This window comes from Streptococcus mitis, from assembly GCF_003944325.1.
Lineage (GTDB): Bacteria > Bacillota > Bacilli > Lactobacillales > Streptococcaceae > Streptococcus > Streptococcus mitis_CW.
On sequence record NZ_RJPX01000042.1, the window covers coordinates 1 to 17185 of the forward strand.

Annotated in this window: 14 protein-coding genes, 1 tRNA gene and 2 pseudogenes; 14 read left to right on the forward strand and 3 right to left on the reverse strand. The window is 40.2% G+C overall.

The genetic code is table 11. The features are described 5' to 3' along the window. Positions 1-134 (reverse strand): helix-turn-helix domain-containing protein (locus tag D8787_RS09735; protein WP_142999115.1); only part of this gene is annotated, 134 nt, incomplete at its 3' end. Between the two features lie 269 nt (positions 135-403). On the opposite strand from D8787_RS09735, the gene D8787_RS09740 reads away from it, so the two are divergent. Beyond that, a complete protein-coding gene (locus tag D8787_RS09740) occupies positions 404-1813 on the forward strand; it encodes a peptide MFS transporter (RefSeq protein WP_398575294.1) in 1410 nt (469 codons plus the stop codon). A gap of 161 nt (positions 1814-1974) precedes the next feature. On the opposite strand, the gene D8787_RS09745 is transcribed toward D8787_RS09740, so the two are convergent. Further along, a protein-coding gene (locus tag D8787_RS09745) for an IS630 family transposase (RefSeq protein ID WP_125423317.1) occupies positions 1975-3031 on the reverse strand; the annotation gives its coding sequence in 2 pieces (ribosomal slippage) (positions 1975-2527 and positions 2526-3031; 1059 coding nt in all). Positions 3032-3062: 31 nt separating this feature from the next. Here D8787_RS09745 and D8787_RS09750 point away from each other — a divergent pair. The 8 genes and pseudogenes from D8787_RS09750 to D8787_RS09790 all read left to right on the forward strand — a co-directional run. Further along, positions 3063-3559, forward strand: a pseudogene (locus tag D8787_RS09750) (group II intron maturase-specific domain-containing protein); the annotation flags it as partial. 96 nt (positions 3560-3655) lie between these two features. Beyond that, positions 3656-4195, forward strand: a complete 540-nt coding sequence (rsmD, locus tag D8787_RS09755; protein WP_125423320.1) for a 16S rRNA (guanine(966)-N(2))-methyltransferase RsmD — start codon at positions 3656-3658, stop codon at positions 4193-4195. Beyond that, positions 4185-5695, forward strand: a pseudogene (locus D8787_RS09765) (SepM family pheromone-processing serine protease). The gene rsmD and the pseudogene D8787_RS09765 overlap by 11 nt, the downstream one beginning before the upstream one ends. A 57-nt stretch (positions 5696-5752) precedes the next feature. Further along, on the forward strand, positions 5753-5983 hold the full coding sequence (locus D8787_RS09770; protein ID WP_101782486.1) for a DUF1146 family protein: 231 nt from the start codon (positions 5753-5755) through the stop codon (positions 5981-5983). Positions 5984-6006: 23 nt separating this feature from the next. Next, positions 6007-7290, forward strand: coding sequence for a UDP-N-acetylglucosamine 1-carboxyvinyltransferase (murA, locus tag D8787_RS09775; protein WP_125423326.1), 1284 nt, complete (start codon positions 6007-6009; stop codon positions 7288-7290). Beyond that, on the forward strand, positions 7283-7471 hold the full coding sequence (locus D8787_RS09780) for a DNA-directed RNA polymerase subunit beta (protein ID WP_185776800.1): 189 nt from the start codon (positions 7283-7285) through the stop codon (positions 7469-7471). The genes murA and D8787_RS09780 overlap by 8 nt, the downstream gene beginning before the upstream one ends. 38 nt (positions 7472-7509) lie before the next feature. Next, on the forward strand, positions 7510-8334 hold the full coding sequence (gene endA, locus D8787_RS09785) for a DNA-entry nuclease EndA (RefSeq protein WP_125423332.1): 825 nt from the start codon (positions 7510-7512) through the stop codon (positions 8332-8334). Positions 8335-8489: 155 nt separating this feature from the next. Beyond that, a complete protein-coding gene (locus D8787_RS09790; protein WP_125423335.1) occupies positions 8490-9821 on the forward strand; it encodes a hemolysin family protein in 1332 nt (443 codons plus the stop codon). A 197-nt stretch (positions 9822-10018) separates the two neighbouring features. Here D8787_RS09790 and D8787_RS09795 read toward each other — a convergent pair. Next, positions 10019-10089: transfer RNA gene (locus D8787_RS09795), tRNA-Cys, on the reverse strand. A 156-nt stretch (positions 10090-10245) separates the two neighbouring features. Here D8787_RS09795 and D8787_RS09800 point away from each other — a divergent pair. The 5 genes from D8787_RS09800 to D8787_RS09820 all read left to right on the forward strand — a co-directional run bounded on the left by D8787_RS09800 (position 10246) and on the right by D8787_RS09820 (position 16736). Further along, a complete protein-coding gene (locus tag D8787_RS09800) occupies positions 10246-12234 on the forward strand; it encodes a peptide ABC transporter substrate-binding protein (protein ID WP_125423338.1) in 1989 nt (662 codons plus the stop codon). 66 nt (positions 12235-12300) lie between these two features. Beyond that, a complete protein-coding gene (locus tag D8787_RS09805; RefSeq protein ID WP_000759916.1) occupies positions 12301-13797 on the forward strand; it encodes an ABC transporter permease in 1497 nt (498 codons plus the stop codon). Then, positions 13797-14723, forward strand: coding sequence for an oligopeptide ABC transporter permease OppC (gene oppC, locus D8787_RS09810; RefSeq protein ID WP_000103691.1), 927 nt, complete (start codon positions 13797-13799; stop codon positions 14721-14723). The genes D8787_RS09805 and oppC overlap by 1 nt, the downstream gene beginning before the upstream one ends. A gap of 8 nt (positions 14724-14731) precedes the next feature. Continuing rightward, complete coding sequence (locus D8787_RS09815; RefSeq protein ID WP_042900320.1) at positions 14732-15799, forward strand: ABC transporter ATP-binding protein; 1068 nt, start codon at positions 14732-14734, stop codon at positions 15797-15799. 10 nt (positions 15800-15809) lie between these two features. Next, positions 15810-16736, forward strand: coding sequence for an ATP-binding cassette domain-containing protein (locus tag D8787_RS09820; RefSeq protein ID WP_125423341.1), 927 nt, complete (start codon positions 15810-15812; stop codon positions 16734-16736). Positions 16737-17185: the final 449 nt, after the last annotated feature.

The window sequence follows — 17185 nt, forward strand, 5'->3', positions numbered from 1 at the left end:
CGTTTGACTTCTTTGGAGACAGTAGTTGGGTCTTTTAGAATGGACTGTCCAATAGCTTTGAAGGTTTCACCGCGCTCTAAGCCCAGTTGGATATCATTACGGTCTGAAAGGGTAAGGTGTTTATGTTTTGTCATAGTGAGCCTCATTTCTAACTCAAACGTCTCATACTTAATTCCACCATAAAAATCCGTTTTAGACTAATTTCCACTTCGGCAAGTCAAGTGGAAGTTGCTTTGAGAAGTTACGTTTCCAAAAAATTTTCTAAAAGAAACAGAATTTGTTTGACATTTGTTTGAAAATTCTGTAAAATGAGTTATTATATTTTTTAAGGGGAATATATATGGAAAAACAGAAAACATTTTTTGGACATCCTATTGGCTTGTCCACCCTCTTCTTTACAGAGATGTGGGAGCGCTTTTCTTACTATGGGATGCGAGCTATCCTACTTTACTATATGTACTATAGTGTACAAGATGGTGGGTTGGGGATGGATAAGACCACAGCTGCATCGGTTATGGCGATTTATGGCTCGCTGGTATTTTTATCCTCGGTTGTCGGTGGTTTTGTCAGTGACCGTATTTTAGGAAGCCGTAAGACCGTCTTTTACGGTGGTATTCTGATTATGCTAGGGCATATTGCTTTGGCAACACCTTTTGGACAAGTGGCTCTCTATCTTTCTATTGCCTTGATTATATTTGGTACTGGATTTTTAAAACCCAATATCTCAGATATGGTTGGGGGAATTTATGAGAAAGAGGATGATAGACGGGATGCAGGTTTTAGTATCTTTGTCTTTGGTATTAACTTAGGTGCCTTCGTTGCCCCTTATCTAGTGGGGTATCTAGGTCAGGAAGTCAATTTCCATCTAGGTTTCTCATTAGCTGCCGTTGGGATGTTCTTTGGTCTGGTGAAATATGTTTTAGATGGGAAGAAATACTTGCCTGAATCAAGTCTTTACCCCACTGATCCACTTTCACAGAAGGAGCAGCAGACCTTGATTAAACGCTTGCTGATTACACTTGTCATGGTTATTCTGGTGGTTATAGGTTTGGTCTTTACTCACCAATTTAACGTGGACATGATTGTTAATATCTTTACAGTGATTGCGGTAATCATTCCAATCTACTATTTCTTCAAAATTTTATCTAGTCAGAAAATAACTGCCACTGAGAGATCTCGAGTATTTGCCTACATTCCTCTATTTATCGCTGGAGTACTCTTCTGGTCTATTGAGGAGCAGGGTTCTGTTGTTCTTGCTCTATTTGCAGATGATCAAACTCGACTTTACTTTAATTTATTTGGAAATCAGATTCATTTCCCATCTAGCTTTTTCCAAAGTATCAATCCACTTTTCATTATGATTTATGTGCCGATTTTTGCGTGGTTGTGGGGGAAAATGGGGAAAAATCAACCGTCCTCTTCTAAGAAATTTGCTTACGGTTTATTTGCGGCAGGTCTATCCTTCTTGTGGATGATGTTACCAGGGATTCTCTTTGGGACAGATGTTAAAGTCAGTTCTTTCTGGTTGATTATGAGTTGGGCTATTGTGATTGTGGGGGAAATGTTGATTTCGCCTATTGGTCTATCAGTCACTACTAAGCTAGCACCAAAATCCTTCCAAGCGCAAATGATGTCTATCTGGTTCTTGAGTAATGCTGCTGCCCAAGCTATCAATGCTCAAATTATAAAATTTTATACAAGTGAAACTGAAGTCGCTTACTATGGAATTGTTGGAGGAATTACGATTGTATTCAGTATTATCTTATTCTTCTACGTTCCACGTATTGAAAAACTAATGTCTGGTATCAAATAGAGAAAAAGTAGAATTTCTATAGGGATGCTAAAGTTAGGATAATTATTTATTCATGGGATTTAGTTCTGTATTGCATAGGGCTAAGTCCTTTTAGTTTGATGAAAACTCATGATGTTTCTGACATTCCCAGTAGACATTTGTCCACTTTTTCTATTTAATACTCAATTATATTCAAAAAGCAACCTTGTCCATTGTCTGCTGACAGTGGACTTTAAAACATTTTTTTCCAATCCCTGAATAACTTCTTGAAGCTTATCAATGACGGCTTCAAATGTTGGGAAAGCCTTATTTTTAAAACCTCGTTTTCGAATTTCTTTCCAGACTTGTTCAATAGAGTTCATTTCTGGTGTATAAGGTGGGATAAAAGCCAAGTCAATATTACTTGGAATCTCTAAGGTACTTGATTTATGCCATATAGCATTATCCATGACAAGTAAAATATAGTTATCTGGATAAGCTTGTGAGACTTGCCGTAGAAATTCATTCGTCCACTCAGTATTGCATCCTCCGGCAATGAGGAAAAAGGAATCTCCTGTCTGAGCATCTACTGCCCCATAACAATAGCGATATTCTCGCATATAATGGCTAGGAATGCTAGGTCGAATTCCTTGAGGAGCCCAACAAGAACTCATCTTACTGATTCTCCCGAAACCAGCTTCATCTTGGTACATCAATCGTACTTTGTTATAAGTCCCCTTCTCTTTAAAGCGCTTACTTAAGGTCTCGAATGTAGATTTTATTTTTAGACGTCTCAATTGTCTGAGCGTCTGCCTTCTTAGGATGTTCAGGTCGAGGGGTGACTGTTCGCCAACCATGGCGTTTCAAGAGATAATAAAAACCATCACGTGTAGAAGTGCGACCAATCTCTTTTTGATAGGCTTCAAATAACTGATTGACAGTTACAAATTCCCCAGCCTGAGCAGCTTCTATATGACGTTTTAGAAATGCTTGTTCTTCTTCGTAAGTCATATATTCTCTATGACGTCCACCACGGGTCTCTTGAAGAAGAGCTTCTAAACCAAACTCCTTGTATTTTTTCAAATTCCTCCAAACAGTTGTTTTATTACAATCTAGCAGATTCATGATTTCCTTATAACTCTTTCCTTTTGAGCGAAAATAAATAATCTGTAGACGTTTATGATATTTGGCGTACGATGAATCTCTCAGGAGTTTTTCAATTTTCTGTATTTCTTCGTTTGTAAGTTTCCTAACTACTATTATAAGATGGTTTTTGATTTTAGGCTAGTATAAGATTACCAGACCAAGAGAGTTGAAATATTTAGGTTTCGGGTTCTGGAAATCATCAGATGGTTGGAAAAGTCGCCCCATCAAGATAGTGTTCGGAGATTTAAGCTTAAATTGAAGAAACTAACACAGAGGAAATGGAGTATAGACTTAACAAGACGTATTGAGCAACTGAATTTGTCTATTCGAGGATGGATAAACTATTTCTCATTGGGAAATATGAAAAGTATAGTCACCAGCATAGATGAGCGCTTGCGCACTCGCCTACGAGTGATTATCTGGAAGCAATGGAAGAAGAAATCTAGACGATTATGGGGATTGCTTAAGTTAGGAGTTCCTAAATGGATAGCAGATAAGGTATCTGGCTGGGGCGACCATTATCAATTAGTAGCTCAGAAGTCGGTAATTAAACGTGCTATATCAAAACCAGTCCTTAAAAAACGTGGACTGGTTTCGTGTTTGGATTATTACCTTGAACGACATGTGTTAAAAGTTAGTTGAACCGCCGTATGCCGAACGGCACGTACGGTGGTGTGAGAGGGGCTAGAGATTATCCCCTACTCGATTTTTCGCCCATAATTTGGTATAATAAACGGTATGAAAATCGTATCAGGAATCTATGGGGGACGCCCCCTCAAGACGCTAGAAGGTAAGACAACAAGACCCACTTCGGATAAGGTTAGGGGCGCCATTTTTAACATGATTGGTCCCTACTTTGAAGGGGGGCGAGTCTTGGATCTTTATGCAGGTAGTGGTGGTTTATCTATTGAGGCAGTATCGCGTGGCATGTCCAGTGCTGTTTTGGTAGAGCGAGACCGTAAGGCTCAGGCCATCGTGGCTGAAAATATCCAGATGACCAAGGAAGTTGGAAAATTTCAACTCCTCAAGATGGATGCGGAAAGAGCCTTGGAGCAGGTGTCTGGACCCTTCGACCTCATTTTCTTAGATCCTCCTTACGCCAAGGAACAAATCGTAGCAGATATCGAAAAAATGGCTGAAAGAGAATTATTTTCTGAAGATATTATGGTCGTGTGTGAGACGGATAAAGCAGTGGAGCTTCCAGAAGAAATTGCCTGCCTGGGCATCTGGAAGGAAAAGATTTATGGAATTAGTAAGGTGACAGTCTATGTCAGATAAGATTGGCTTATTCACAGGCTCATTTGATCCGATGACAAATGGGCATCTGGATATCATTGAACGGGCGAGCAGACTTTTTGATAAGCTCTATGTGGGTATTTTTTTTAATCCCCACAAACAAGGATTTCTCCCTATCGAAAATCGTAAACGGGGGTTAGAAAAGGCTGTGAAACATTTGGAAAATGTTGCAGTCGTGTCTTCACATGATGAATTGGTGGTTGATGTTGCAAAAAGACTGGGAGCTACTTGTTTAGTGCGGGGCTTGAGAAATGCGGCGGATTTGCAATATGAAGCCAGTTTTGATTACTACAATCATCAGCTGTCTCCTGATATAGAGACCATTTATTTACATAGCCGACCTGAGCATCTCTATATCAGTTCATCTGGTGTTCGAGAACTTTTGAAGTTTGGTCAGGATATTGCCTGCTATGTTCCTGAGAGTATTTTGGAGGAAATTAAGAAATGAAAAAAAAGATTAGATGGCCCTTATACGTCATTGCGGCCTTGATAGCGACTTTCTTGGCTTTTGTGGTACCCTTGCCCTACTATATAGAGGTTCCAGGTGGTTCGGAAGATATTCGCCAAGTCCTTAAAGTCAATGATACCGAAGATAAGGAAGCTGGGGCTTATCAATTCGTTACGGTTGGTGTCCAACATGCTACTTTAGCCCATATGATTTATGCTTGGTTGACGCCTTTCACAGATATTCGTAGTGTTCAGGAGACTACAGGCGGAACTTCCGATGTTGAATTTATGCGAATCAATCAATTCTACATGCAAACATCACAAAATATGGCCAAATATCAAGGGCTAAAAACAGCTGGTAAAGATATCGAACTCAAATATCTTGGAGTTTATGTTTTGACTGTGACAGATAATTCGACCTTTAAAGGGATTCTTAACATCTCTGATACGGTCACAGCAGTCAATGATCAGACCTTTGATAGTTCCAAAGATTTGATTGATTATGTCAATTCTCAAAAATTAGGGGACTCAGTCAAGGTCACCTATGAAGAGGATGGGCAAACCAAGTCCGCAGAAGGTAAGATTATCACCTTGGAAAATGGCAAAAATGGGATTGGAATCGGTTTGATTGACCGTACGGAAGTGACCAGTGATGTCCCAATTCGCTTCTCAACAGCTGGTATTGGCGGTCCAAGTGCAGGTCTCATGTTTAGTCTGGCTATCTATACCCAAATAGCTGACCCTGGCCTTCGTAATGGCCGTATCGTTGCCGGTACAGGAACCATTGACCGCGATGGTAATGTGGGGGACATTGGAGGTATTGATAAGAAAGTTGTAGCTTCGGCTAGAGAAGGTGCCGCGATTTTCTTTGCTCCAGACAACCCTGTTAGCGAAGAAGAACAAAAAGCGCATCCAGATGCCAAAAACAATTACCAAACAGCCCTAGAAGCAGCCAAAACAATCAAGACAGATATGAAAATCGTGCCAGTTAAAACCCTACAAGATGCAATTGATTACTTGAAAAACAATCCCTAGCTTTTAGGTGAAATTTCCAAACTAGCGCACAAACAGAGAAGATGGTATAATAGTCAAATGGTTCAATTATTATTCACTCTAAGCAGTCATATGCTCTTTATTTATGTGAGTTTTTACCTTTTAAAGGATCTTGTTAGATGGGAAAAGGTCTTAAAAGTGACAGCTGAGAATACAGGAAAAGTTCGTTTATTAGTAGCCTTTTTCAGCATTGTAATGGGCTACATCATGAGTTCTTTCTTTATCAGCCTATATCAGTTGTGGCAAGAAGCGCTTAGAGGATTATTATAAAATCAAATGTAAAGGAAATAAGTATGGAAAAAATTGTGGTTCAAGGTGGAGATAATCGTCTGGTAGGAAGTGTTACGATTGAAGGGGCAAAGAATGCAGTATTGCCCTTGTTGGCAGCGACTATTCTAGCCAGTGAAGGAAAGACTGTCTTGCAGAATGTTCCTATCTTGTCAGATGTTTTCACTATGAATCAGGTGGTTCGTGGTTTGAATGCCAAGGTGGATTTTGATGAGGAGACTCATCTTGTCGAGGTGGACGCGACTGGCGATATCACAGAGGAAGCTCCCTACAAGTATGTCAGCAAGATGCGCGCTTCCATCGTTGTCTTGGGACCAATCCTTGCCCGTGTAGGTCATGCCAAGGTATCCATGCCGGGTGGTTGTACGATTGGTAGCCGTCCTATTGATCTTCATTTGAAAGGTCTGGAAGCTATGGGGGCTAAGATTAGTCAGACGGCTGGTTATATCGAAGCCAAGGCTGATCGCTTACATGGGGCTCATATCTACATGGACTTCCCAAGTGTTGGTGCTACTCAGAACTTGATGATGGCAGCGACTTTGGCTGATGGAGTTACAGTGATTGAAAATGCTGCGCGTGAGCCTGAGATTGTGGACCTAGCCATTCTCCTCAATGAAATGGGAGCCAAGGTTAAAGGTGCTGGTACAGAGACCATTACCATTACTGGTGTGGAGAAACTTTATGGTACGACTCACAATGTGGTTCAAGACCGTATTGAGGCAGGAACCTTTATGGTGGCTGCTGCCATGACTGGTGGTGATGTCTTGATTAGAGACGCTGTCTGGGAACACAACCGTCCCTTGATTGCCAAGTTGCTTGAAATGGGTGTTGAAGTAATTGAAGAAGACGAAGGAATTCGTGTTCGTTCTCAATTAGAAAATCTAAAAGCTGTCCATGTAAAAACCTTGCCCCACCCAGGATTTCCAACGGATATGCAGGCCCAATTTACAGCCTTGATGACCGTTGCAAAAGGGGAATCAACTATGGTGGAGACAGTTTTCGAAAATCGTTTCCAACACCTAGAAGAAATGCGACGCATGGGCTTGCACTCGGAAATTATCCGTGATACAGCTCGTATTGTTGGTGGACAGCCTTTGCAGGGAGCAGAAGTTCTTTCAACTGACCTTCGTGCCAGCGCAGCCTTGATTTTGACAGGTTTGGTAGCACAAGGAGAAACCGTGGTCGGTAAATTGGTTCACTTGGATAGAGGCTACTACCGTTTCCATGAGAAGTTGGCGCATCTAGGTGCTAAGATTCAGCGGATTGAGGCAAGTGATGAAGATGAATAAGAGACCAAGCTACGTAGTCAAGCGTTTACTTCTAGTCATTTTGGTGCTGTTTTTAGGTGCTCTTGCCCTAGGAATCGGTTTAATGGTCGGTTATGGAATCTTGGGCAAGGGTCAAGATCCATGGGCCATCCTATCTCCAGCAAAATGGCAGGAATTGATTCATAAATTTACAGGAAATTAGGCTGGAAAACCAGCCTTTTTCTAGAGATAAGGAGAAATATGAACAAAAAAACAAGACAGACACTGATCGGACTGCTAGTGTTATTACTTTTATCTGCGGGAAGCTATTATATCAAGCAGATGCAGACGACAGCTAATAGTCCCAAAACTAAGCTTAGTCAGAAAAAACAAGCGCCTGAAGCTCCTAGTCAAGAATTGGCAGAAAGTGTCCTGACAGATGCAGTCAAAAGCCAAATAAAAGGGAGTCTTGAGTGGAATGGCTCAGGTGCTTTTATTGTCAATGGTAATAAAACAAATCTAGATGCCAAGGTTTCAAGTAAACCCTACGCTGATAATAAAACAAAGACAGTGGGCAAGGAAACCGTGCCAACTGTAGCCAATGCTCTCTTGTCTAAGGCAACCCGCCAGTACAAGAATCGTGAAGAAACGGGGAATGGTTCGACTTCTTGGACCCCTCCAGGATGGCATCAGGTTAAGAATCTAAAGGGGACTTATACTCATGCAGTCGATAGAGGTCACCTGTTAGGCTATGCCTTAATCGGTGGCTTAGATGGTTTTGATGCCTCAACAAGTAATCCTAAAAATATTGCTGTTCAGACAGCCTGGGCAAATCAGGCGCAAGCTGAGGATTCGACAGGGCAAAACTACTATGAAAGCATGGTGCGTAAAGCCCTGGACCAAAACAAGCGTGTCCGTTACCGTGTAACTCTTTATTATGCTTCAAACGAGGATTTAGTTCCTTCAGCTTCACAGATTGAAGCCAAGTCCTCAGACGGAGAATTGGAATTCAATGTTCTAGTTCCCAATGTTCAAAAGGGGCTTCAACTGGATTACCGAACTGGAGAAGTAACGGTTACTCAGTAAAAGATAACATAAACTCCTATATCACTTGTGGATGTAGGGGTTCTTTTTTGGACAATTTAGGTCGGATTACAAATAGACATTGAGAAAAAATAATATGTACTGGACTAAATTTTGTGATATAATAGAGGGTAAGATACTATTTTAGGAGAAGAACTATGGAAGACCCAAGTAGTCAGAATTTGTTGCTACAATTTGTTTTATTGTTTATCTTGACGGTATTAAATGCCTTTTTCTCAGCCACAGAAATGGCCATGGTTTCACTTAACCGTGCGCGGGTTGAACAAAAGGCAGAAGAAGGAGATAGACGCTATATCCGTCTGCTGAAGGTACTAGAAAATCCTAATCACTTTTTATCGACTATTCAAGTAGGGATCACCCTGATTACGATTTTGTCAGGGGCGAGTTTGGCAGAAACTCTGGGACGAGAAATTGCATCTTGGCTTGGAAATGGCGAAACAGCTTATGCTATTGCAAGTTTCCTATCTTTAGCATTTTTGACTTATATTTCCATTGTTTTTGGGGAATTGTATCCTAAGAGAATCGCTCTTAATCTAAAGGATGCCTTGGCGATTCGTACAGCGCCAGTTATTATTGGGCTGGGGAAACTCGTTAGTCCTTTTGTCTGGCTCTTGTCTGCGTCTACCAATCTCTTGAGTAACTTGACTCCTATGACCTTTGACGATGCTGACGAAAAAATGACCCGTGATGAAATTGAGTACATGCTGACAAATAGTGAAGAAACACTTGATGCTGACGAAATTGAGATGTTACAGGGGATTTTTTCACTGGACGAATTGATGGCCAGAGAAGTCATGGTTCCTCGAACGGATGCCTTTATGGTCGATATTCAGGATGATAGTCAAACCATTATCCAAAGTATTTTAAAACAAAATTATTCTCGTATCCCTGTCTATGATGGAGACAAGGATAACGTGATTGGGATCATTCACACCAAGAGTCTTCTTAAGGCAGCCTTTGTAGACGGTTTTGATAACATTGTATGGAAGAGAATTTTACAAGATCCACTTTTTGTTCCTGAAACTATTTTTGTGGACGACTTGTTAAAAGAATTGCGCAATACCCAAAGACAAATGGCAATTTTGCTAGATGAATACGGTGGGATGGCTGGTTTGGTGACCCTGGAAGACCTCTTAGAGGAAATCGTTGGGGAAATCGATGACGAAACAGATAAGGCTGAAATCGAAGTTCATAAAATTGGAGAAGATACTTATATTGTTCAAGGTACCATGAATCTCAATGATTTTAATGACTACTTTGATGTTGAACTGGAAAGTGATGACGTTGATACTATTGCTGGTTATTATTTGACAGGAGTTGGGACCATTCCAACGACTGAGAAACTCAGCTATGAATTGGTCAGTCAAAACAAACAGCTTATCCTAACCAATGATAAAGTGAAAAATGGACGTGTTACCAAAGTAAAAGTCCAAATCACAGAAGTTGAAATAGAAGAAGAAACAGAGTAAACTAGAGGCTTTTGTCATCATGCGTGACAAAGCTTTTTTCAGTTGATTTTAAAAGGGAATAGTATCCTCGAAAAACTCAGCCCCAAATCCGTCCCAAAACTTTTCTAAATCTATCCGTATTTATCCGAAGAAAAAATAAAAAAGCCCTCCAAACTGGGCTTTCTATTAATTTGAAACCTGATAAATCAAGTTATAGAAGGCGGTAGACGGATTTGAACCGACGATCAAGCTTTTGCAGAGCCGTGCCTTACCACTTGGCTATACCGCCTTAACGTTTATTATTATACCTTGAAAATCATTCTCAGTCAATAGTTTTTTCAGATTTTTTGTATGAATAAGCCTAAATATTCTGAAAATTCGTTTACTTTTCTTGAAATCTATGATATAATTGATAACAACCTATATTTTATAAGAGGAGTAAAAAATGAAAAAAAGTCAAGTGCTTGCTGTAGCGGGAGCTACCTTATTAGTGTCAGGAGTTCTAGCTGCGTGTTCAAACACTAGTTCAAATAATGCGAAATTAGCAAAAGATTACCAATATGTTTATCAAATAGATCCAGAAACCTTGGATTATATCGTCAGCAATATTGATTCTACATCATTTATTACAACAAATGCTGTAGATGGTTTATTAGCTAATGATAAATATGGTAATCTAGTTCCTTCTATTGCCGAATCATGGACAGTTTCAAAAGATGGTTTGACGTATACCTATAAAATCCGTCAGGATGCTAAATGGGTGACAGCAGAGGGAGAAGAATATGCTCCTGTAACTGCTAAAGACTTCGTTACTGGTTTGAAACATGCTGTAGATGGAAAATCAAAAGGACTTTCAATCGTTAGCTCTTCTATCAAGGGATTGGATGCATATATCAAGGGTGAAACAAAAGACTTTTCAACGGTTGGTGTAAAAGCACTTGATGATCAAACTTTAGAATATACCTTGAATCAACCAGAAACTTTTTGGAATGATAAGACAACTAGCGGTGTCATGATGCCAGTTAATGAAGAGTTTTTAGCTTCAAAAGGTGAAGGATTTGGGGCTCCAACAGATGCTAACTCTATTCTCTATAATGGTCCATTTGTTTTGAAAGCTGTAACTCCGAAATCATCTATCGAGATGGCTAAAAATGACGCTTACTGGGATAAAGAAAATGTAAAAATTGAGAACGTTAAGTTCACTTTCTGGGATGGTAAAGATCAAGATGTGATTGCTAAAGGTTTTGCTGATGGTCAATATAGCAAGGCTCGTATCTTCCCTACAAGTTCTACATATGAAAAATATGCAGCTGACTTCAAAGATAACATTTACTTTAACGAACCAGGTGCGGGTGTTGCAACTGTCAGCTTGAACTATGGCCGCACAGCTTATAACCACACAGCTAAGACAAGTGAAGCACAAAAGACCTCTACTCAAAAAGCTTTGCTAAATAAGGAGTTCCGTCAAGCCCTGAACTTTGCGGTAGATCGTAATTCTTATTCAGCTCAAACAAATGGTACTGATGGTGCTGCAGTAGCCATCCGTAATACATTTGCACCATATAATCTTCAAGTTGGTAAGAAAACATTTGGTGAATTAGTACAAGATAGCTTGGCTAAGACAAATTCTTCTACTTGGGCTAAGGTTTCTCTAGCTGATTCTCAAAATGGACTTTATAATGAAGAAAAAGCTAAAGAGGTATTTGCTAAAGCTAAATCAAGTCTACAAGCTGAAGGTGTTGAATTCCCAATCCACTTAGATGCTTTGGTTATTCAAGAATCAACAGCGGTTGTAAACCGTGTTCAATCATTGAAGCAATCAATTGAAAAAGTATTGGGTTCAGATAATGTTGTTGTAGACTTGCAACAAATGACTCAAGCAGAAGCTTTACCAATTTCATTTAGTGCTCCAACAGCTAAAGAGCAAGACTGGGATATCCATACTTTGATAGGATGGACCCCTGACTATCAAGATCCGTCTACTTTCTTGGATCAGTTTGTCATCAAGGGAGGAAACACTCGCCTTTACCTTGGTATTGACCAAAACACGGATGCATCAGTAGTAAGTAAACTTGGTTTGGCTGACTATGGAAAATTACTTGATGACGCAAACAGCGAAAACCAAGATGTTCAAAAACGTTATGAAAAATACGCAGTAGCACAAGCTTGGTTGACTGATAATGCTTTGACAATTCCTGTAATGGCTTCTCCTAAAGAAACAGCCGTTTCATTTGTTTCAAAGGTTTTACCATTTAGCTCTTCATATTCTGTAGCTGGGCTTAAAGGTGAGAATGCAGGATACTTGAAGTATACTCAAGTTGGTGAAAAAGCAATCACCAAAGAAGAGTACGAAAAAGCTCGTGAAAAATGGTTGAAAGAGAAGACTGAGTCAAACGAGAAAGCTCAAAAAGAATTGGCAAGTCATGTGAAGTAAATAATTTCTAATAGAACTTTCTCTCCATGAGGAGAAGGTTCTTTTGGGATTTTTAAAGGAAATGATATGAAAAAATATATTTTTATGCGTGTTTTGCGGTCATTGGTTTCTATCTTTTTAGTAACAACCTTGACTTACACGATCATCTATACAATGGTTCCTCGAAAATTGATTTTCAAACAGGATACCAACTATAACAAGATTGCGACAACGGCTGATAAACGTGATAACTATGAAAATACCGTTTATGAGCGTATGGGCTATATCGAGTACTACGATACCAAAGAGTTGCAAGAAAAAGCTAGCCAGATGGATGCTTCTGTAACAGTTGAAGCTAATGACACCAACAAGGCTATCTATGAAAAATACATCAAACAAATCGGTCATGGTTGGACCTTGGGAGAATTTACTGAAAGTGGTCAATTCTACGCTACTCGTGAAATCCCAATTTTTGAACGTGTTTTCAAATTTTATGCTAACTTGATTGACATTGACCATACAAATAAAATTCAAGACCCTGAAAACCCAGACTTGAAACGTTACCTTCGTTTTGAAAATGATCCAGCGATCGGATGGTCCTTGGTCGGTTCAGGAACTAAACACAAATATCTCTTGTACTTCAACAGTCAGTTCCCATTCGTTCATCAAAACTTTGTGAACATTAATTTAGGTGACTCTTATCCAACCTATGCTAATAGTCCTGTTTTACAGGTTATTACTCAAGGACAAGGGCAAACAAAAACATCTCAAGTTCAGTTCCCAACAGGTAAGAAAACTTCTTCTGTAAATATTTACTCAAGAACCTACAAATCACCTAGTCAGGCTGACTCTCGTGAAGTAGCTAACTATGGGAAAGATGATCCTTATACAGCTACTGAAAGTAACTACCAATATCCTTCTATGATCGCCAGCTCTGCTGTCGTTGGATTGATTGGTTTGGTGATTTCTTATGCGATTGCCGTGCCGCTTGGTTCAGCTATGGCTCGCTTCAAGAACACTTGGATTGATAGCTTCTCAACAGGGGCTTTGACCTTCTTGATGGCTCTTCCAACCATTGCCTTGGTTTATATCGTTCGTTTGGCTGGTTCTTCAATCGGCTTGCCAGATTCATTCCCTATCTTGGGTGCTGGAGATTGGCGTTCATATGTTTTACCAGCAGTTATCCTTGGTTTGTTGGGGGCTCCTGGTACGGCTATTTGGATTCGTCGTTACATGATTGACTTGCAATCACAAGACTTTGTACGTTTTGCTCGTGCAAAAGGTTTGTCTGAAAAAGAAATTTCAAACAAACACATCTTTAAAAATGCCATGGTTCCACTGGTTTCAGGAATTCCTGGTGCGGTTATAGGAGTTATCGGTGGTGCAACCCTTACTGAAACGGTCTTCGCCTTCCCAGGTATGGGTAAAATGTTGATTGACTCTGTAAAAGCATCTAATAACTCTATGGTCGTAGGTCTTGTCTTCATCTTTACATGTATTTCTATCTTCTCACTTCTTTTAGGAGATATTTGGATGACCATTATTGACCCACGTATTAAATTGACTGAGAAAGGAGGCAAATAATGTCTACAATCGATAAAGAAAAATTTCAGTTCGTAAAACGTGACGATTTTGCCTCTGAAGCCATTGATGCGCCAGCATATTCATACTGGGGCTCAGTGTTTAGACAATTTATGAAGAAAAAATCAACTGTAGTCATGTTGGGAATCTTGGTAGCTATCATTTTGATGAGTTTCATCTACCCAATGTTTTCTAAGTTTGATTTCAATGATGTCAGCAAGGTAAATGACTTTAGTGCTCGTTATATCAAGCCAAATGCGGAGCATTGGTTCGGTACAGACAGTAACGGTAAATCGCTCTTTGACGGTGTTTGGTTCGGAGCTCGTAACTCTATCCTCATTTCTGTGATTGCGACAGTGATTAACTTGGTTATCGGTGTTTTTGTCGGTGGTATTTGGGGAATTTCAAAATCCGTTGACCGTGTCATGATGGAAGTTTATAACGTCATCTCAAACATCCCATCTCTTTTGATTGTTATTGTCTTAACTTACTCAATCGGAGCTGGATTCTGGAATCTGATTTTTGCCATGAGTGTGACAACATGGATTGGGATTGCCTTCATGATCCGTGTACAAATCTTGCGTTATCGTGACTTGGAATACAACTTGGCATCACGTACTTTGGGAACACCAACCTTGAAGATTGTTGCTAAAAACATCATGCCACAATTGGTATCTGTTATTGTGACAACGATGACTCAAATGCTTCCAAGCTTTATCTCATACGAAGCCTTCTTGTCATTCTTCGGTCTTGGATTACCGATTACAGTGCCAAGTTTGGGTCGTTTGATTTCAGATTATTCACAAAACGTAACAACCAATGCTTACTTGTTCTGGATTCCATTGACAACTCTTGTCTTGGTATCCTTGTCCCTTTTCGTAGTTGGTCAAAACTTAGCCGATGCTAGTGATCCACGTACACATAGATAGGAGTAGAAATGACAAAAGAAAAAAATGTAATTTTGACTGCTCGCGATATTGTCGTGGAATTTGACGTTCGTGACAAAGTATTGACAGCCATTCGCGGCGTTTCCCTTGAACTAGTTGAAGGAGAAGTATTAGCCTTGGTAGGTGAGTCAGGATCAGGTAAATCTGTTTTGACAAAGACTTTCACAGGTATGCTTGAAGAAAATGGTCGCATTGCTCAAGGTAGCATTGACTATCGTGGTCAAGACTTGACAGCCTTGTCTTCTCACAAGGATTGGGAACAAATTCGTGGTGCTAAGATTGCGACTATCTTCCAGGACCCAATGACTAGTTTGGACCCAATTAAAACAATTGGTAGTCAGATTACAGAAGTTATTGTAAAACACCAAGGAAAAACAGCTAAGGAAGCAAAAGAATTGGCCATTGACTACATGAATAAGGTTGGGATTCCAGACGCAGATAGACGTTTTGATGAATACCCATTCCAATATTCTGGAGGAATGCGTCAACGTATCGTTATTGCTATTGCCCTTGCCTGCCGACCTGATGTCTTGATCTGTGATGAGCCAACGACAGCCTTGGATGTGACCATCCAAGCACAAATTATTGATTTGCTCAAATCATTACAAAACGAGTACCATTTCACAACAATCTTTATTACCCACGACCTTGGTGTGGTAGCAAGTATTGCGGATAAGGTAGCGGTTATGTATGCAGGAGAAATCGTTGAATATGGAACTGTTGAGGAAGTCTTCTATGACCCTCGCCATCCATATACATGGAGTCTCTTGTCTAGCTTGCCTCAGCTTGCTGATGATAAAGGGGAGCTTTACTCAATACCAGGAACACCTCCGTCGCTTTATACTGACCTGAAAGGGGATGCCTTTGCCTTGCGTTCTGACTATGCAATGCAGATTGACTTCGAACAAAAAGCTCCTCAATTCTCAGTATCAGAGACGCATTGGGCTAAAACTTGGCTTCTTCATGAGGATGCTCCAAAAGTAGAAAAACCAGCTGTGATTGCAAATCTTCACGATAAGATCCGTGATAAAATGGGATTTGCCCATCTGGCAGACTAGGAGGAAGGAAATGTCTGAAAAATTAGTAGAAATCAAAGATTTAGAAATTTCCTTCGGTGAAGGAAGTAAGAAGTTTGTCGCGGTTAAAAATGCCAACTTCTTTATCAACAAGGGAGAAACCTTCTCGCTTGTAGGTGAGTCAGGTAGTGGGAAAACAACTATTGGTCGTGCTATCATCGGTCTTAATGATACAAGTAATGGTGATATCATTTTTGAAGGTCAAAAGATTAATGGAAAGAAATCGCGTGAACAAGCTGCAGAATTGATTCGTCGTATCCAGATGATTTTCCAAGACCCTGCCGCAAGTTTGAATGAACGTGCGACTGTTGATTATATTATTTCTGAAGGTCTTTATAATCATCATCTGTTCAAAGATGAAGAAGAACGTAAAGAGAAAGTTCAAAATATTATCCGTGAAGTAGGTCTTCTTGCTGAGCATTTGACTCGTTACCCTCATGAGTTCTCAGGTGGTCAACGTCAACGTATCGGTATTGCCCGTGCCTTGGTCATGCAACCAGACTTTGTTATTGCGGATGAGCCAATTTCAGCCTTGGACGTTTCTGTTCGTGCCCAAGTCTTGAACTTGCTCAAAAAATTCCAAAAAGAGCTCGGTTTGACCTATCTCTTCATCGCCCATGACTTGTCGGTCGTTCGCTTTATTTCAGATCGTATTGCGGTTATTTACAAGGGTGTTATTGTAGAGGTTGCAGAAACAGAAGAATTGTTTAACAATCCAATTCATCCATATACTCAGGCCTTGCTTTCAGCGGTACCAATTCCAGACCCAATCTTGGAACGTAAGAAGGTCTTGAAGGTTTACGACCCAAGTCAACACGACTATGAGACTGATAAGCCATCCATGGTAGAAATCCGTCCAGGTCACTATGTTTGGGCTAACCAAGCTGAATTGGCACGTTATCAACAAGGACTAAACTAATAATGGTTTTATAATTTCCATGTTAATTTTTATGGAAATTATAAACCTTTTTTTGTTGGCCTTATTTGAAAATACTTTGAAAGCGTCCTGAAAGAATTTTCGAAAAATTTTAAAATGATACTCAATGAAAATCAAAGAGCAAACTAGGAAACTAGCCGCAGGCTGTACTTGAGTACGGCAAGGCGACGTTGACGTGGTTTGGAGTACGACGGGCATGTCGTATATCTGAGGTGTAAGTCCTCCGTGGGCACCCGCTACCGGTGAACCCAATAGCGATTCCCAAGCCTGACTATCGTGAGGTAGCGGGGAGAGGAAGGGATAGCGAAATCGTGGCTCTACGAACAGGAACGTGATAGTAAGGCGTATATAGCGGATAAGGGGGCTTCAAACTCTAAAGTCCAAAAAGGTAGTCGTAACCTATATGCGTAAATCACGAGAGTAAACGAGGA